We start from the raw sequence: 17958 nt of genomic DNA on the forward strand, positions 1-17958 counted from the left end.
AACAGACAAGCCCTTGACACTTATGCAGCGTCAAGGGCTTGTTGCGTTTTAAATCTCAATGCTTCAAAAGGAAAGCTGATGCCAGCTTCACCTATTCTCCTCTTTACGATTTTACTTTTGCTGCCAGATGTCCCAGGCAGCTTCCGCTTGAAGGCAGAGCATTTCGAAGCCGTTTATGGTCTTGGCCCCCATGGCTTGGCCGCGCCGCATAAACTCGGTTTCGCTAGGATTGTAAACGAGGTCGAAGAGGCAGTGCTGGCTGGTGAGCGCCTCGTATGGAATTGGCGGGTACTGCTCGACGTTGGGGTAAGTGCCAAGGGGCGTAGCGTTTACTATAAGCAGATGGTCTTCCAGCACTTGCGGCGTAAGCTCGGCGTAGGTAAGGCCCGTACCCATAGGATTGCGCGACACCACCCAATACCCAATGTTTAGGTCGCGCAAAACTACTTCCACTGCTTTCGAAGCGCCGCCGCTGCCAAGGATAAGGGCACGGCCAGTGAAGTCAGACGGCAGGAAACCAGCTAGGGAATTATGAAACCCTACTATGTCGGTGTTGTGCCCAATCAGGTGGCCATCCGCGGCAAACTCGATGACATTGACTGCTCCTACGCGAGCGGCCGAAGAGGCTATTTCGGTGAGGTACGGCCAGACCTGCTCCTTGTAAGGAATCGTTACGTTGAGGCCGCGCAGGTCGGGATGCTGGCTGAGCAACTCGGGCAACGCCTCGATAGAAGCCAGTTCGAACAGCTCGTAATTATGATCAGCCAAGTGCAGACTATCGAATTTTTGACTGAAATACGTCTGGGAAAAAGAATGCTGCAACGAACGGCCAAGCAACCCAAATTCAGGCATAGAGAAGGGAATATATTTCGAGAGGCAAGCAACAAAAAAAACCACCCGGCCCAAAGAACCAGAGTGGTTTCTTGCAAAGAAAACTGTCATTCTGATACCAGAAGGCACCTAACTAAGGCTGCTTCCTCCTGCATCAGGAGAGCAACGGCAAGGATAGCCTATGCCACCGGTCGGTTGCTGGCCCGCCGCGACTTGAAAAACTCGAATACCACCGGCAGTACCGACAGCCCAATAATGGCCAGCACCACCAAGGAGAAATTCTTTTGCACCACCGGAATCTGCCCGAAGAAATAGCCCGCCAACGTGAGCAAAGCCACCCAAAGCACCGCGCCTACTAAGTTGTAGGACAAGAACTTGCCGTAGCTCATAGTGCCCACACCCGCCACAAACGGCGCAAACGTGCGAATAATGGGAATGAAGCGCGCCAGAATGATGGTTTTGGCCCCGTGTTTTTCATAGAACTGCTGCGTCCGTTCTAGGTGCTCCCGTTTCAAGAACCGGGAATTTTCGCTGAACACGCGCGGCCCTAGGTAGTCGCCGATGTGATAGTTGAGCGTATCGCCGAGTACGGCGGCCAGAATCAATAAACCCACCATAGCCCACACGTTCAGGGGCGAACCGGGCAGTGCCGCCAAGGAACCGGCCGCAAATAGCAACGAGTCGCCGGGAGGAATGGCAACACTACTACCCCGGTTTCGAAGAAGATGATAGCGAACAATATTGCGTAGGTCCAGGCCCCGTAATCCTGAATGATGTCGCCAAGGTGCTTGTCTAGGTGCAGAATGAAATCGACAAGGTGCTTCAGGATTTCCATAAGGTAGAGTAGCCAGTTAGTCTACAAAGAAAGCAGAAAGCCACCGGAGTACCACAGCGCCTGTTAACAGCCATTGAAAAGACAAGAAAAACTTTCACTCTAATCAGGCGCTAACTAGCTAGTTACCAGCGTTGACGTTAGCAGTTGAATTACTCTTACTATACAATGCTGCTATACCTAACCCGCGTTGTTCTCGGGACGACCATACTACTATCCAGTCTGCCGGCCACCGGGCAAGCCATCCGCAACCTCGACTTCGAACCCGAAGCCAACGGCCGCCAACCACTGCTCTTGTGGTGGCGCAAACAGCAACCCGATGAACTGTTGATCCGGGTCGATACAGTAGCTCCGGCGCAGCACGGCCGAGGCAGCCTGCTCCTCGACGCTTCGCGGGCTGAAGAGCTTGAATCAACCGTTATCTACTGTTCCCTTCCAGCTAATGATTCGTTGCGCGGACGCATTGTTACTGTTAGCGCCTGGGTACGGACCGAGAACTTTCAAGGCAAAGCCTGGCTCCGGGCATATTCTTCGAGTAATGAGGAGAGCCTGACATACGAGGGGTCACTTTCGCAAAGCGAAACGCCTGCTAGCATAGCCAACCTTGCTCCCACAGCTAATTGGCAACGTTTACAAATTCAGCTATCCGTAAACAAATTGGCTGATAATCTGGCAGTAATGCTGATTTTCAACGGCAAGGGTCGGCTGTGGCTCGACAATTTCGAAGTTCAATGGGAAGGCGGCAAGTACCGAGACGTTCCGCTAGTTGGTTCAGAGCCACTCGTATTGTCTTCCGGAACGCCACTACCCGATTGGGATTTTGAACGCTGCGGACCAGCACAGGTGCCGGTACCCCGACCTGTCACGCGGCGGTGGCAGCTAGATTCCACTGTGGCTCGGCACGGCCGGCGTAGCTTGCGCGTAGAGGCGGGCGGCACTGCACCGGTGTATCTGGGCGTAGTGCCGCTGGATTCGCTGCAAGGCAAAACGCTTACCGTGCGCGGCTACGTACGCTACGGAACGCCTGCTACCCCCAGCGCCGAAACCCCTAAACTATTACACCGCATTCTAATTAACAGTGACCGACTAAGCTATCCGTACGACCGCGCCAAGGGAGCAGGAACGTTGGAAAGTCACCCCTTACCTGCCTCGCCAGCAGGTGCTACGGAATGGCAGCGGTTTGAAGCAGTGATACCCATTAGAGCCAACTACAACATCTCGGCCCTATCACTTCTACTACAGCCTAGTGCGGCGCCGGTGTGGCTCGACCAAATAGAACTGCTAGCTGATGGTAGGCCCTTCGTACCCAAAGCGCCTCCGGTGCCAGGCCAACCTACAGCGGCCGAACTAGCTTGGCTGCGCAAAGCCGCCGTGCCGCTACGCACCACTTCCCCGAAGGTGACCAGAAAGATTTGGTAGCTTTCGGACAATTGGTTGGCAAGTCAACTATCATTGGGTTAGGTGAGGTCACGTACGGTTCGCACGAACAAATGCAACTCAAGTACCGGCTGTTTCGCTATTTGGTGGAGCAAAAAGGTGCTCGTGTCTTAGCTCTCGACGCCGACCTAGGCGCGTGCCTGGCCCTAAACGACTACCTCCAGACCGGCAAAGGCGAACCGCAGCAACTCGTGGCCGAGCTTGCCACTTGGGATACTACCGAGATGCTGGCCCTTGTACGCTGGATGCGCACTTATAACGAGCGTGCCACCAGCAAGCTCCAGATAGTGGGCATCGGCATCAACCAAGCGCCCGAAGGCCTACGCTATCTGCGGCAGCAGCTACCAGCCAAGCCTAATTACTTAGGCGAGCAACTAACCGCGCTTCAGCGCCAGCTGCGTGAGCTAAACGACCTTGAAATTGCGCTGAATCCGCTCCAGCAACCCACCAAATCGGACCCACGTCTAGATGCTATCCGGCGTGTGCTGGCCGAAGTGCGCACTGCTTACGACGTGTCGGCCAAGTTGCGGGGCGACTACGGAGCCCTCCCGCCGAAGCGGCAGCTCTGACGCAATTACTGCGCGTAGCAGAGCAGTTCAGTATTTGCCAGACGTTGGATAGTCAGTTGCGCATCAACTACCGATCAGCTTGCCTGGCTGAAAACGTGCAGTGGGCCCGCGCTCAAGCCAATGGCAGCCGCGTGGTAGTATGGGCCAACAATGCGCAGCTCAGCATGTACAACCGTGACTATCAGCCGTTAGGCGAATTTTTGCGTCGTCAGTATGGTGCGGGGTACGTAAACGTAGGGTTTGCTTTCCACGAAGGTTCGTTTCGTGCACTACGCCCCGCAGATCCACCTGCTTTCTTTACAGCTGTTGCCGTGCCATCTGTGGCAGGGAGTTACGAGCAATACTTCCACGCTGCCGGGCTGCCCGCCCGGCCACCCTGCTCGACCTCCGCAGCCCCGACCTTCTGCCTGGCACCCAATGGCTTTATGAGAATCTGTTGCTCCGTGACGGCGCCCTTAAACCTTACACCCAACCGTTTAGCCGCCACAGTCTCCGCCGCGAATTCGACGCGCTGTTGTACCTGCCCAAATCCACTCCGGCACAGGGCGTACGGTAGATTGGATTGAACCTAGCAACATATTGCTAGTCGCCGTTCAGCTTGGCTGAACTTTTTGCTATTGCTTATGCACTAGCTGTTTTCTGCAAGATTAACAGTCTATTTAGCAGCTCTACTTCCACCTCTTTCACTGTGAATCCTGCCGTTTCCAGATATACGGGCAACTCTTCGTTTTCCACGTACAACGGCACCTCGGTTAGGGTATTCACGAGCACGTAGCCATCGGGGCGCAAAATTCGCCACAGTGCTTGCCAAAATGTGGTGGTTTGCAGTCCGGCCGGCAAGGCTAAATCCACAAACAGATCCACGATAATTAACCCGAAGTGGTTTGTTAGAGCCGTATGCACCCACTCGAATGCATCGGCACAAACTATGTTCAATTGTGCGTTAGGTCGGATATTGAATTCCGTGTCGGCTATCTGTATGATAACCGGATCCAGTTCAATGGCCGTAATGTGGCCTTGATAGTGAAGCTCTTGCTGCAGCATAGCCACCGCCGAGCCGCCACCTAAACCCAGTAGCAGCGTATGACTGGCTCGTTCGGGTGCTACAAACAGCAGTCCGTACCGCATCACGCGGTGCAAAGAGCCATACGAGTAGTTGGCGTGGCGTGTGTCGAGCACTTTGCGGCCCTGGTACCACGTCACTTCCAGCGGGCCATTGATGTCGGAATGTATAGTGCGGGTAAGAGGCATAACGTAGCTCAACAGGCGACTCAGCAGGTTTGGCATAGCTCGGCAATGCGAGTAACGAAATAGTGTATTCGATGCTCAAATCTCGCAAACCGAGGCGTTGCAACACCAAACGTACCGCTTCATTTGTCATTGCACCACCGGCCGAACCTGATAGCCTTGCTGCCGCAGTAATGCTAGTACTCCTTTAGGGCCACCAAGGTGTGCTGCCCCAACTGCAAAGAATGTCGGCTTGGCGGCAGCATAACGTCCAATACCTGCTATCCAGCGCTGATTGCGGGAATTGAGCAGCAGGTCTTCATACTTCTGAAATCCGAACAAGCTTTTAGAAGTCAGTGTATGTAATTGCTCTACATCTTGGGCTTTGTAGAGCATCATCATTTGTTGCAGCTCCTGCTTGGCAGCGGCTTCTTGGTTCACCATATCAGCCAGCAGCTTACTTTGCTCGGCGTACGGAATCTTGTCGAAAAAGCCGAGTTGCTCCTGCACTGTCTCCAGGCCCAAAACCTCTTTCTTTTCTTCTTGTGCCATTTTCACGAAGGTAGCTTCGTAGCTGGCCGGCGTGCACCCAAGCAACACCGGGTATAGCATAGAACTCAAGATGAATGGCTTCACCATTCCTACTTGTTCGATGGGCAATTTGGTGTTGGCTTTTAAATAGTTGCCAACGGCTGTGTAATCGGAGGGGGAAAGCAACTGTTGTAAGCTTTGGTCGCCACTCATCAGCACGTTGCTCTGCATCTCCTGCATCATGGTGGGGCTGTCCATATCTAGCTCCATCACTACCTGTTGGGTTTTGCTGAAGCTTTGCTTGAGCTGGTCGCTCATCTTCATATCAGCCGGACAAACCAGATGGATAGTGCCATACACGTAGGAAGGCTGCGCCAGATCTTTACCAGAAACTTCCCACAGCAGCGTGTTGGCGGAGGCCACAGCTGTATTCATTTTAAGCGCCTTCTGCTGAGCTTGTGTGGCAAAGGAAGCTAGGACAAACGTAGCAAGCAGGGCAAGTTTTTGTGGCAAATGCATAGGGCAAAGAGCAAGATGATAGAAAAGATGCCACATAATTCGTCGGTTTCTGCAAATCATTACAGCATCCTTTCCTATTTGTCCTGCGCTGACTATCATAAGCTTCTCATCACCGAACTGTGCTGGCGAGCTGGGGGACCGAGCTGCGTTTGGGTGTGGCACTTGCCGCTTGGCCACTTTGCGCCGACACACGCCATACCTTGTTGCCCGCATCATCAAGCACTAGCAACGACCCATCGGGCATTTCGGTGACGCCAACGGGACGGCCATAGACTTCCTTACTGCCAGTGTTAGCCACGAAGCCACTCACAAAATCTTCGGAGCTACCAGCAGGCTTCCCGTCTTTGAAGGGCACAAAAACGACTTTGTAACCTGTAAACTCCGAGCGGTTCCATGAACCATGCTGCCCCACAAATGCACCCTTCTGGTATTTAGCTGGAAAGGCTTTGCCATCATAGAAAGCCAAGCCCAACGAAGCCGAGTGCGGACTTAACGGCACTTCGGGTACCAACGCTTTCTTCACCAAATCGGGCCGCTCGCCTTTGCGGCGCGGGTCCTCGTTCTGGCCGAAGTACGAGTAAGGCCAACCGTAAAAAGCACCTGGTTGTACGCTGGTTAAGTAGTCGGGCACCAGGTCATCGCCTAGCTCGTCCCGCTCGTTTACAGCGGCCCACAGCGCTTTGGTGGTCGGGTTCCAGTCCATACCCACGGGGTTGCGCAGGCCAGCAGCATACACTTTCTCGTCGGAGCCATCTGGGTTGATTTCCAGAATATTGGCTCGCCGCTGCTCGTACTCCATGCCGTTTTCTCCTACGTTGGAGCTAGAGCCCACGCTCACATAAATCTTAGTGCCGTCGGCGTTGGCCACTAGGTTCCGAGTCCAGTGGTTGTTGTAGCCTTTGCCGGGCAGCGTTAGAATCTTCTCGCCAGGGCCAGTTATTTTGGTTTGGCCGGGCTTGTAGGCATAGCGCAACACGCCATCCGTGTTAGCCACATAGAAATAGTTGCCGAGTACTAACATCCCCAAAGGCTGGTTGAGCCCTGACAGGAAGGTTTCGCGCACGTCGGGTTTGCCGTCCTTGTTGGTGTCGCGCAGCAGCGTGATACGATTGGCGCTAGTTTCCTTCAGCGACTTAGAAGGATCGAGGTCCAGTTTGGCCGTTACTTTTTTCTTGAACGAAGTCGGGATAGTGTTTGCCTCAGCTACCAGCACATCGCCATTGGGCGTTACATAGGCCCACCGGGGGCTGTTGAGGCCGCCTGCATATTCGGCAACGGTAAAGCCAGTTGGTACCACCGGCGTTTTGCCGGCCGGCCACCCTATCACCTTGCTGCGCTTGGTCGCAGATTTGGTGGCATAGGGCTTAGGCAGCGGCGGAGCAGTGGCTGTTGAAGTAGCAGTGGAATCAGGAGCTGCCGCTGTAGCAGCTGGCGTATTGGTTGGCGTATCAGCGGCAGGCTTACCTTGGTTGCAAGCGGCAGCGAGCAGCAACACAGCCGCCGCTGGCAAGCGGAACGGGAATCGTAGCATAAAAGAAACTGATGAGTTTCTCTTCTCCTACTTCTTTCTCGCTGGTATTGTTGCCTTTACAATTCTGTTGCTGCTTCGTTTATCAACTCTGGCTTAGCTGCTTCCGGGGTGAGCAATGAGTAGATAATTGAGTCCAGAAACTGCCCGCGAAAAAAGTAGTTCTGCCGAAAGTATGCTTCCTGCACAAAGCCATGCTTTTCCAACAGCCGCCTCGATGCCGTGTTGTGCGGGTTAACATTGGCTTCCACACTGTGTAGTTTCAACGTTTGAAACCCGAAGTCAAGCACTGCCGCTAAGGCTTCACTCATAACGCCCTGTTGCCAATAATCGGGGTGGAGCCCGTAGCCCACTTCGGCGCGATGATGCTCAGCCATAATGCGCCACAGACCAATTGTACCTAGCAACTCTTGCGTAGCCGCAGGGCGTACTATGCCCCAAGTCACCCCTGAATTGTCGGCTGCATTTTGCGTTATTCGCTCGATAAGCGCGGTAGTTTGCTCCAAGGTAGTATCCGGCTCCCGATCTAGATAACGCATAATCCGCGGATCGGAGCGTTGATCTAACAACGCGGGGGCATCTGCTTGCTGAAGCCGACGGAGCACAAACCGTTCGGTATGTAGCTCAGGAAATGGAGTTAGTTGAATATATAGCATGGCCTTGTTTTCGGTTAGCAATATCTCACAAATACATCCTCTTGAAAGCTGATTAATGGCCTTCACTCTGTCCCTATCTGTTGACTACGTTCACTGCTACAGATGAGATTGGTCTCCTTTAGGTTAACCAACTATGGCTGCTAGCATCGGTTATGCTAAGCTTCTGCGCAGTGTAAAGTTCACCGGATACAGTCTAGCTAATAGACAAAGTATGCCTTTATGGTATAGCACACCTAAAGTTCAAATTTATACTCTCCAATATTGACACCAGCTAAATGCGGCTTAATAGCAATGAAATGCTCTTTTCTATAATTTTTTTCCGAACAGCCAATCTCACTTAGGGAAAAACAACGTATTATGTGTTAAAATGGTAGCTCCGCAGTAGCAATCTGAGAATAATTAAATATACTTGTAATAATTTAATTATGATATCCAGAGTACTGGGGGTGACTCCCCATTTTTAAGCAGCTCTCCCTATTATCAAGTTGCTTTTCGCGCCCTACTAATGCCTGTTGCTCCGATTACTCAGTTAACGTCACACCCGTTTGCTGAGGCCTTTTCTTACCTGCCTACCCCTACCCTTTTGCTAGATAACGATGGTAACATCGTGGCAAGTAGTGTGGGTTTGGCGGAGCTTTCGCCCAACGCCGTCCCATTAGCGCTGGCTGGCCGATCCTTGCAAGACGTTCAGTCCTTGCTTGGTCCGGTAGCTACTGCGTGGGCGTATGCGTATAGCGTAGTTCGTTCCACTCCATGGGTCCAACCACCTGCATTGCTGCCGGTAGCTTGGCCAATTGGTAATGGCAAGCCTGCTCGCTGGTGGCAACCTGCTTTGACCCGAATAGCATTGGGGTCGAAAGCAAGTGGCTACTGGCTAGCCACAGCGCACGTTACTACGCCAGCTTTGCCACAAGTGGCACCGAGCTCAGCCACCGAGACCGACGAGGCACTGCAATTGCGGGATGCCCTAGCACATTTGCCGGGTTACGTCTTGACCTTACGCGGATCCGACCTGCGCGTCAGCTACGCTAGTCCCAAGTTGGCCTCTCTGCTCGGGCAAGACGAGTTGCAAAACCGTCTGGCAGTTGATGTGCTGAACGCTTTGCAGATCCCAGATGCCCTAACGGCCTTAACCAATACCTACCAGACGGGGCAGACCTTTGTAGCACATGAGTTACAATTGCCTGGCTCTGATGCAGCGCCCGTATACTTCAACGTCAGCATCCAGCCCCTACGCGATACTAATGAGCAGATCAGCGGTGTGTTGGTGTTTGGGCAAGACGTAACCAGCCAGGTCAAGCCAGTTGCTACCACTACGTCACCTGCTCCTTACCAAGAGATAGTCGAGCATTTGCCTCAAATAACCTCTATCAGTTCCGCTGAAGGCGTGGTAGAATATTTGAGTCCACAGTGGTTTGCTTATACCGGACAGACTACAGACGTGCTCCACACTCACGACTGGGTGGATGCCCTTAATTCCGATGACTGGGCGCAGGTGTTACAAGATTTGCCAGAGCATTTGCGCAAAGGTGAGGCATGGAGTTGGCATGCGCGCATCCGTCGTCACGACGGCGAGTATCGCCTGCACTTAGGGCATATGGAACCTGAACGCGACGAGGCGGGCCGCATCAGCCGTTGGTTTGGCACCCTCACCGACGTGCAGGACCAATCTCTGGATCCAAGTCCCGCGCCACCCACTTCGCCAGAGGAAGATCTATGCAAAGAGCTGACTGACAACTTGCCTCAGTTACTCTGGACTTTAAACCCCGACGGCACCCCCGATACCTTAAACCGAGCCGCTGCCAACTATACCACCCCGAAGCGCAGCAACGCGCCGACCAGGAAGGGAATACTATTGTTCCGGGTGACGATGTCGTGCAGGCACTGGTTGAGTTGCAGCACAACGTTACCTCTGAAGAGGCTTGGGAGTATCAAAGTCAAATTGAGCGGCACGATGGAGAAAGGCGCTGGTTTCTGCACCGTGCTCAGCCCCTGCGCGATGCCGATGGCACGATAGTGAAGTGGTATGGCACAAGCACCGATATTCATGTGCTAAAACAAGCCGCTCTGCAGCTACAAAAGCAAAACGAAGATTTACTTCGCAACAACCGGGAGCTTGATGCCTTCGTGCAGGCAGCAGCGAGCGAGTTGCGCCAGCCAATTCATAATCTGCAGGCCTTATTCGGCCAGATGCGTGAAGCCGTTACCTTCCACGACCCCGACGCGAATGCGCTACTGGTAATGGCCGACAATAGCCTGACGCGTTGGAACAACACGGTTCGCAACTTGATGCAGCTAGTAAAAGCGCTAGAGCAGAGTCAATTACCAGCAGAAGAAGTCTCGCTGGCAACTGTAACGCGAGAGGCACTGCTAGGCTTGCATCCGCACTTACGCGCTTCGGGCGGTGAGGTGTCCACTCACTTCCAAAGCCTGCCGACCGTGTCGTACGTGCGCCCGCACTTGCTAAGCATCATCACTAATCTGATCAGCAACTCCATTCGCCAACACGACCCAAGCCGACCTCTACGGTTACGATTGGAAAGTAAACATGCAGCTAATGGTCGTCCACAACTTGTTGTGCAGGACAATGGACTTGGTATGGAGCCACCGCGAAGCAGTAGCCGCACTTCCCGTACCCAACCTGCGGGCTCGGGTGCTGGGCTTTACCTGATTCATCGGATAGTGGAAGACCACGGCGGCCGCCTTGAAGTGGAAAGCATTCCCGGCAAAGGCACTACATTTAGCGTCACGTTATAAGCAGCTGTTAGCAAGAGTAAGGCCCGCCTGGTATATACCAAGCGGGCCTTATGTTTTTGTAAGAAGGCCGCACAATTCTATGTGGCCTTATTCATTGATGTAGTTACCTGGCCTCTACCCACGTGGCATAGACGTGCCAGGTTTACCGGTAGGCTTCTCGGGGCGGAAATCTTCGTCTACATTATCCATATCGAGGAAATGCGTGAACGTGTCGCCGCGAAGTCCTAAGCGGATGGTTTCCAAGCTCACTATCTCGTTGGGCGCAATATTGCCTAGGTTGACGTTGGCGCCAAGCAGCTTGATGAACCACACTTGCTGCGCTTTCTGCGGAGCTTCCCACAGAATCTTTTCCGATGGAATCTGGGTCAGAATTTCCTCTACCAGGCCCGAGCGCACTTCGCCAGTACTCCGGAACAGCCCGACGTTGCCGGCCTCTCGTGCTTCGCCAATCACCTTAACGGCTCCAGCTTCGAGTTCTGTTCTCATCTGCGAAATCCATTTGTAGGGCGGAATGATTTTCTCCGCATCCTTCGAACCCACTTCCGATAGCACCTTCACATCCTGAGCTAGTTCGCGAATGTATTCCAGCTTCCGGTCGTGGTTGAGGTCAATAGAGCCATCGGATACTTCAGCGTACTCCATCCCAAACTCGGTCAACAAGCGCCGGTAGTCATCGAACTGGTTGCGAATAATGAACGCCTCGAACAACGTGCCACCGAAATAGACTGGAATGCCTGCCTCCTTATACACCTCCAGCTTACGCTTCAGGTTGGGCGTTACGTAGGAAGTGGCCCAGCCCAGCTTCACGATATCGGTGTAGGGGGCGCCTACTTCCAGAAAGTCTTCGGTTTCACGCACGCTCAGGCCCTTGTCCATCACCATCGTGAAACCTTGTTCACGGGGTTTGTCAGTACGTTCGGGCAGTTGGGAGAGGTTGTAATTCATTCGATTGGAGTGTTGGGTCCTTGGCTGTGGTGTTTTACCAACCCAAGAAATGCAAGTGAAGATGGCGGCAAAAGTACGGGCAAATTAGCAGGCGCAAAAAAGAGCTTGGGGACTTAGCGTTCAGCTTACCTGAATCACCAAATCCCCAAGCTCTTAGCGTTCTATTTCCGATACTGATCAATCAAGCGGGCCAATGCCTTCTGCGATTCTAACTCGGGGAAATAATCGAAAAGCAGCCGATGCTTATCGAAATCCAGAACTAGCGCGTTTTCCAAGGTTTCGTACGCTTCACGGTAGCGGCCTGCGGCTAGCAAGTAAGCACACAACCGGTAGTGCAACTCCGCTTCGGTAGGTTGAACCTCAACGGCGTTGCGCATTAAATCAATGGCTTCGTTGAAATTGCCTTGCTCGTAAAGAATGATACTCCAGTTCAACCAAGCGTCTTTGTTGTCGGGTGCGGTTTCGGTGGCTTTCTCATAAGCTTCCAACGCGCTTACTACATTGCCAACCTGGTACTCGGCGGCGGCCAGAGCCAGCCAATACTCCACACTCTCGGCATACAACTCCACAGCCTTTCGGAAGAAGTGAATGGCTTCGAAATGCCGCTCTTGTTCGTTCATGATGATGCCGATACCAAACCAGGCTTCATCCATCTCAGGGTCTAGGTCGATGGCCCGCTGATAGAAACGGCGCGACAAGTCCCACTGCCGTAACTTCTCGTAGCACTCCCCGATGTTGCACAGCGCTTCCGGCGTAGGCTTGCCTTCCTCATGGCTCAACTCGAACTCCTGAATTGCCTCCCGATACTTCTCCTGGCTAACATAGGTGCTGGCTAAGTAAGCATGCGCCTCGTGAAACTTTGAATCAATGAGGATAGCATAATCAAAAGCGCCTACTGCCTTGTCGAACTGCTCTAATCGGTAGTAAGCTTGCCCAAGGTTATACCACGCAACTGCCGAATAAGGATCCTCATCTGTGAAGCGCTGAAAAAAATCTAGGTTGCTTTCAAGTCGCTCGCTTACTTCCAGGCAGTATAGCAGTTCCTGCACCGCTACATCGTTTTCCAAGTTTAGGCGCAAGCTCTTTTTGTAGTACTTGGCGGCGCTTTTAAACTTCTGCCAGCTTTGGTAAGCTAGCCCGAGGTTGAAGTAAATATCGTCGCGGTCAGGAGCTCGTTCGGCAGCTTGCAGAAAGTACGCTACTGCTTCGGCAAACTCGCCCTTCTGAGTAGCAATTATACCGCGCGTTACAGCTACGTCCGGATTGTCAGGATCGAGCTGGGCTACGTTTTCAATCTGGGTGGCCGCCGCGGTATACTCCCCTTTCATAGCAAGTACCTGCGACCGATCAATGAGGAGTTCGGTGCTGAATGGATATTGAGCAATAGCGGCCTCGCAAGCTTGTAAGGCTTTATCGTACTGAGTGTTGGTGGTATAGTGGTCGATGATGTTTTCGAAGTCGGCCAAATCAAAAAAGACGGGCTCATTGTGGGCTACCATTCGCTCAAAACGGCGCACAGTGTCCAATACCTCGTCCCGGTCCTCAAAATTTTCGTTCATTCTCATTCAGCTACAATCAAGTGCCAGACCGTCAAAACGGCAGCCTTAGCAGACTTAGTCGGGTAGAAAAGCCCTTTAAAAGGGTTATGGCCTAATATACAACAACCGCACCGGAGGCCGGCAAGTTCATGCCGAAATGGTAAGATAACGAAGTGTCGAGGTTGTGAAATGAAGAGATAAGACGCTTGAAATTGTAGCGACGCTTCTTACTTGGTTATTTCACTACCTACCAGCTCACGACAGCACCATTCTATGGTTTCTTGAAGCGACCGAAATGACCGTCCTGTTGCGCGCTGCACTTTGTCGGCGCTGTATACGACAGGGCGGCGACCGGCGCGGGCTGTGTCTTTGGTGATAAGAGGCCGCGCACCGGTTAGCACGGACCGCACGTGCTCCAAGCGCCAGATAGTTTCAGCTGCCCAATCGGGCACAGCAACAGCAGGTGGCTTTTTGCCGAAGCAAGCAGCAGCACGGCTTAGAAACTCTTTTAGTGGCAAGGTTCCGCCATTCAGTACGTATCGCTCGCCGCTCGTATCGGAGTCCAAAGCGAGGTGCAGCATCATATCTACTACATCCCGTACGTCTACTACATTGATGTTGCCGGGGGTGTAGAAATTGTGCTGCTCCCAGGCATACCGAAATAGACGGGTGCTGCTACGGTTCCAGTCAGCAGGCCCTAAAATAACTGAGGGATTGACCATGATAGCCGAGAGACCTTCGGATATTCCTCGCCATACTTCAAGCTCAGCTAAATACTTTGACGTAGCATAAGCACCATGCTCTGCGCCTAAATCCCATTTCGCTTTTTCGTCAAGCACTTGTGGCATTAAGCTTACAGATGCCTCTTCCGCTCCCACCACTGCGCCTCCTAGTGCGGCTACCGACGACACTTGACATAATCGTAGTCCTGGCCGCTCCAAACAAGCGTCTACCACGGCTGCTGTGCCCTCAACGTTTACCTGTAACAACGCCTCTTCGTCTTGTGGCGCGTAGGAAACCAAACCAGCACAGTGAAATACATGCGAAACACCCTCAAGAGAGGTTTTCAGCAAAGTAGAGTCCCGCACGTCTCCTTCCACCCATTCTACCACCTCGGCTGCCTCAATTGCTGGTACCTGCTTTCGATACATAGCACGTACCATCAATCCTCGGCCCACTAGCGCCGGAATCAAAAAGCTCCCTACCAGACCGCTGCCGCCAGTGACGAAAACCATAGGATGAATAGATGAAGTATTAATTGACTGCTCGTTCAAAAGTAGAGGTTAAACGAACGGCAATCAGCTAATGACTACACCATTCAGTTTTTTACAATGCGTTATTTAATAGAGGCAATTCAAGCAACTTACGCATATACTCCATTGATAATGTTTTGTCGCGCAGCATATTAACATGCTTGATATTATGCGCATCGGTACCTACCATATCCACCATCTGGGCATCTACCAACTTTTCCGCCACTCTTTTGGCTCCCGATGAATAGTAACCAGCCAAAGAGTTAAGGTTTAGCTGCAACAGTGCCCCATTATCGCGTATCCTTTTCAGGTCGTCGAAGCGTCCATAGAAATAGGTATATCGCTCAGGATGCGCCAGCACTGGCTGATAACCCATACTTTGCAACCGAAATACTGTTTCCGCTAAATTGAAAGGCTCGTTGATATAACTTGTCTCAAACAACAAGTATCGCTTCGTGCCGCCAAAAGTAAGAAGTTCATCTTCCCGGTCCAGACGCTGACCAAACCATTCATCTAGATAGTATTCGGCTGCGCACTCTAATGTCATATCCGCTAAGCCAGTTGCTGTAGCAGCACGTTGCACAGCAGCTAACGCAGCTTTAATGCCTTCGGGGGTATTCTTATAAAAGTCACCCATAATGTGAGGCGTCATTACCAATTTGCGGTAGCCCAACGCCCGCATTTCTCGCAAAAGCTCCACTGACTGCTCTACAGTTTCAACGCCGTCATCAAGCCCAGGCAGTATATGTGAATGCATATCAGTTTCAAGGATGCTAAATCCTTCAGCTACCGATTCAGCAGGGTCTGATTTACTTCCAAACCATTTCTGTAATAACGATACCATAACGAAAAACGGAAATGGTATTAGGAGAAACGCTTCCGTAGACGCGTTAATGGGCTTTCTACAGGCTTGATATCCTCGTAATAGCCTTGGCCATACCCGTAACCATAACCATAGCCATAACCGTAAAGCCCTGTTGCACGAGCATCATTTAATATGGTGCAAAGCCGGGTGAAATTATTTGCCCGAATAAGCTTATTAATATTCTTTAAAAATGATTTTTTAGAGTAGTTAGCACGCACGATGTATATCGGTATATCAGCTTTGCGCATTATCAGGATACCATCCGTCACAAGCCCTACGGGTGGAGTATCAATAAGAATTACATCATAGACTTGATGTAACTCAGCTAACATTTCATCAAACCGCGGACTCAGTATCAATTCTGACGGGTTGGGGGGAGTAGGACCCGCCGAAATAAAGTCGAGTGTTGGTATAGAAGTGTGTTGTACACATTCTAACACAGTATGCTTGTCAATAAGAATAGTACTAACACCCTTTACATTATCTGCTCCAAAAGCCAAGTTCACCTTAGGCTTACGCATATCTAGGTCTAGGATCACAACACGCTGTTCTGATAGAGCAATAATGCCACCCAGATTTACGGATACGAATGTCTTGCCTTCCCCAGATACCGTTGATGTAACCGAAATCATGCGCTTCTTTTTAGAGGAGCTTATGAAATCCAAGTTGGTTCTAATAGAACGGATAGATTCGCTAATTGCAGATTTAGGATTTTTATCAACAACTAGCTTTGAGATAGCCATTTTCTCTTTATCATAAGTCGGAATAACCCCAAGTACCGAAGCGGTAGTGGCTCGCTCTAACTCACGCACATTAGTTACAGTATTGTGCATTAGATATCGAACTGCAATCAATCCTAAGCCTAACACAATACCACTGGCCAATCCTATAGCATATACCATTAGGCGTACCGGCGAGATAGGAGCAGTAGGCATGCTAGCCGGCGAGAGTATCTGAAAATCGGGAGTAGTACCAGCTATAGCTATGTTGAAGTCGGCTTTCTTCGCCATCAGCATAGTGTACGTATTAATATATTGTGTTAAAGGTCGCTTTAGTCGATCTTCTTCTGTTGCTCTTTCCGGCAGGCGCTGTAATTCAGCATCTAAACTTTCACTTTTTCTAATTAATTTGGTTAAATCATTACGAAGTTGACGTTGACGCTGAAGTAGAGTACGTCGAATATTACTCTTTATGTATTCAATCTTGTCCAACCGTGATTGTACAGCCTCAGTAGTCTCTCTATTAGAACGTTCTACTCGACGTAAATCGAATAACAAAGCGTTTAATTCTCCAAGTTGCTGAGTAAGTTGTGCGTCACCTAAGGTAGACAGACCAGGAATACTTTCCTTTATAGTTATGTCTTCACGTGGAGTCAAACTCTCTCGCTCTACCATACCTTCAAGATCCGATAACAATTGAAGTTTCTCTACTAAACTTATTCGTGCTTCTTCTAAAGTTTCAACTTTGCCTTTTACCTCGGCCACGTTTGAGCGAACATCGTATGTTTTAGTACGACGCACAAAATTCTGTAGATTTTCCTCCGCTCCTTGTAAATTGCGACGGTTCTCATTTAATTGTTGATCTAAAAAACGCAAAGTTTGAGCACTTGCTGCACGTTTTTGAACAAGCTTCTCTTGCAAATAAACAGTGTCAATTTTATTTATGATAGCACGCGCTTTGACTGGATTAAATTCCTGGAAGGAAATTCGGATAGTATTCGCACTAGGATTAATAATTTCAACCAGTAAATTTTGATCTAAATATCCATTGATCGCTGCTTCATCGTTGATAATGAAATGATAATTATTATCTATAACATTTCGACCAAATAGTCTAGTAGGCTGAACTAACAGCTTCATTCCATTTATGTCAAATAGCGTGTTTATGTTATTCTCAATTTTTTGTTCTTGGCCGTTTAATATAAAACTTATTTGAAAACGGCGAGAGTTAATAAATTTCAAATTAAATTTAATGTTATACAATATACTGCCTTGATACTCTACACGGAAAGGAGAAATACCGTATAATTCTGATTCTAAAACTGTTCCTTCAACGTAATAGTTAACATTGAGGTCTAAGGAATCGCGGAGTCGACGATAAATTATATTTGACTTAATAAGCTCAATTTCTCCAGATAGACTATTAATACTTTGCTGATTGTCGCTACTCAATCCAAGCGTGCCTAAACCTAATGCCCCGGCCTCTGTTCTTTCGTCTATTTTAAGAATGGAAGATGAGCGATAAACGGGTTTTGTATAGCGTAAAAACAACCAGGATCCGGTTAAACCAAGCCCGATCAACAATACCAGCCACAGCAAACTACGGCGCGCTACCAACAATAGTGTATCAAAGTCTAATCCATCACCTTCTTCTGTTGGTTCCGATTCGGTGATGGGCGTACTTACTCCGCCGCTGGTAGCATTGCGGATCAACTCTTCAAGCTCGGCGTTCTCGTTAACAGCCATTTAGT

General features: G+C 50.7%; 16 protein-coding genes and 2 pseudogenes. 6 read left to right on the forward strand and 12 right to left on the reverse strand.

The window, feature by feature from the left end:
• Nucleotides 1–111: 111 nt before the first annotated feature.
• The 3 genes from MUN86_RS19845 to MUN86_RS31885 form a co-directional block, all read right to left on the reverse strand.
• The gene (locus MUN86_RS19845) at nucleotides 112–852 is read right to left on the reverse strand and encodes a shikimate dehydrogenase family protein (RefSeq protein ID WP_245119734.1); all 741 of its coding nucleotides are present in this window, start codon (nucleotides 850–852) and stop codon (nucleotides 112–114) included.
• Nucleotides 853–1010: 158 nt separating this feature from the next.
• The gene (locus MUN86_RS19850; RefSeq protein WP_311181740.1) at nucleotides 1011–1487 is read right to left on the reverse strand and encodes a VTT domain-containing protein; all 477 of its coding nucleotides are present in this window, start codon (nucleotides 1485–1487) and stop codon (nucleotides 1011–1013) included.
• Nucleotides 1460–1666, reverse strand: a complete 207-nt coding sequence (locus MUN86_RS31885; protein ID WP_311181741.1) for an SNARE-associated domain-containing protein — start codon at nucleotides 1664–1666, stop codon at nucleotides 1460–1462. The genes MUN86_RS19850 and MUN86_RS31885 overlap by 28 nt, the downstream gene beginning before the upstream one ends.
• A 165-nt stretch (nucleotides 1667–1831) precedes the next feature.
• Here MUN86_RS31885 and MUN86_RS19855 point away from each other — a divergent pair, with 165 nt between their 5' ends.
• The 3 genes from MUN86_RS19855 to MUN86_RS31295 are packed head-to-tail and all read left to right on the forward strand — an operon-like array spanning nucleotide 1832 to nucleotide 4235.
• On the forward strand, nucleotides 1832–3082 hold the full coding sequence (locus MUN86_RS19855) for a hypothetical protein (protein WP_245119735.1): 1251 nt from the start codon (nucleotides 1832–1834) through the stop codon (nucleotides 3080–3082).
• A complete protein-coding gene (locus MUN86_RS31290; protein WP_280640544.1) occupies nucleotides 3016–3669 on the forward strand; it encodes an erythromycin esterase family protein in 654 nt (217 codons plus the stop codon). Before MUN86_RS19855 ends, MUN86_RS31290 begins: the two co-directional genes overlap by 67 nt.
• A gap of 32 nt (nucleotides 3670–3701) precedes the next feature.
• The gene (locus tag MUN86_RS31295) at nucleotides 3702–4235 is read left to right on the forward strand and encodes an erythromycin esterase family protein (RefSeq protein ID WP_280640650.1); all 534 of its coding nucleotides are present in this window, start codon (nucleotides 3702–3704) and stop codon (nucleotides 4233–4235) included.
• Between the two features lie 55 nt (nucleotides 4236–4290).
• On the opposite strand, the gene MUN86_RS19865 is transcribed toward MUN86_RS31295, so the two are convergent.
• The 4 genes from MUN86_RS19865 to MUN86_RS19880 form a co-directional block, all read right to left on the reverse strand.
• The gene (locus tag MUN86_RS19865; protein ID WP_245119736.1) at nucleotides 4291–4956 is read right to left on the reverse strand and encodes a spermidine synthase; all 666 of its coding nucleotides are present in this window, start codon (nucleotides 4954–4956) and stop codon (nucleotides 4291–4293) included.
• 90 nt (nucleotides 4957–5046) lie between these two features.
• Nucleotides 5047–5946 carry a TraB/GumN family protein gene (locus MUN86_RS19870; protein ID WP_245119737.1) on the reverse strand — a complete coding sequence of 300 codons (900 nt, stop codon included), beginning with the start codon at nucleotides 5944–5946 and terminating at the stop codon, nucleotides 5047–5049.
• A 109-nt stretch (nucleotides 5947–6055) separates the two neighbouring features.
• Nucleotides 6056–7477, reverse strand: coding sequence for a PQQ-dependent sugar dehydrogenase (locus MUN86_RS19875; RefSeq protein ID WP_245119738.1), 1422 nt, complete (start codon nucleotides 7475–7477; stop codon nucleotides 6056–6058).
• Nucleotides 7478–7533: 56 nt separating this feature from the next.
• Nucleotides 7534–8130, reverse strand: a complete 597-nt coding sequence (locus MUN86_RS19880; RefSeq protein WP_245119739.1) for a GNAT family N-acetyltransferase — start codon at nucleotides 8128–8130, stop codon at nucleotides 7534–7536.
• A 505-nt stretch (nucleotides 8131–8635) separates the two neighbouring features.
• Between MUN86_RS19880 and MUN86_RS19885 the strand changes: the two are divergent.
• The 3 genes and pseudogenes from MUN86_RS19885 to MUN86_RS19890 all read left to right on the forward strand — a co-directional run.
• A pseudogene (locus tag MUN86_RS19885) lies at nucleotides 8636–9784 on the forward strand (PAS domain-containing protein); the annotation flags it as partial.
• A 98-nt stretch (nucleotides 9785–9882) separates the two neighbouring features.
• Nucleotides 9883–10119, forward strand: a pseudogene (locus MUN86_RS32450) (hypothetical protein); the annotation flags it as partial.
• Nucleotides 10120–10179: 60 nt separating this feature from the next.
• On the forward strand, nucleotides 10180–10887 hold the full coding sequence (locus tag MUN86_RS19890; protein ID WP_245119741.1) for a sensor histidine kinase: 708 nt from the start codon (nucleotides 10180–10182) through the stop codon (nucleotides 10885–10887).
• Nucleotides 10888–11001: 114 nt separating this feature from the next.
• Here MUN86_RS19890 and MUN86_RS19895 read toward each other — a convergent pair whose 3' ends face one another.
• From MUN86_RS19895 to MUN86_RS19915, 5 genes are all read right to left on the reverse strand, one after another.
• A complete protein-coding gene (locus tag MUN86_RS19895; RefSeq protein WP_245119742.1) occupies nucleotides 11002–11832 on the reverse strand; it encodes a phosphosulfolactate synthase in 831 nt (276 codons plus the stop codon).
• A gap of 161 nt (nucleotides 11833–11993) precedes the next feature.
• Complete coding sequence (locus tag MUN86_RS19900; protein ID WP_245119743.1) at nucleotides 11994–13391, reverse strand: tetratricopeptide repeat protein; 1398 nt, start codon at nucleotides 13389–13391, stop codon at nucleotides 11994–11996.
• Nucleotides 13392–13597: 206 nt separating this feature from the next.
• A complete protein-coding gene (locus MUN86_RS19905) occupies nucleotides 13598–14605 on the reverse strand; it encodes an NAD-dependent epimerase/dehydratase family protein (RefSeq protein WP_245119744.1) in 1008 nt (335 codons plus the stop codon).
• 91 nt (nucleotides 14606–14696) lie between these two features.
• Nucleotides 14697–15467 carry a tyrosine-protein phosphatase gene (locus MUN86_RS19910; protein ID WP_245119745.1) on the reverse strand — a complete coding sequence of 257 codons (771 nt, stop codon included), beginning with the start codon at nucleotides 15465–15467 and terminating at the stop codon, nucleotides 14697–14699.
• 20 nt (nucleotides 15468–15487) lie between these two features.
• Nucleotides 15488–17953 (reverse strand): polysaccharide biosynthesis tyrosine autokinase, encoded by a 2466-nt coding sequence (locus tag MUN86_RS19915; RefSeq protein WP_245119746.1) that lies wholly within the window; start codon nucleotides 17951–17953, stop codon nucleotides 15488–15490.
• Nucleotides 17954–17958 lie beyond the last annotated feature (5 nt).

The sequence above is a fragment of the Hymenobacter volaticus genome (assembly GCF_022921055.1).
Taxonomy (GTDB): Bacteria; Bacteroidota; Bacteroidia; order Cytophagales; family Hymenobacteraceae; genus Hymenobacter; species Hymenobacter volaticus.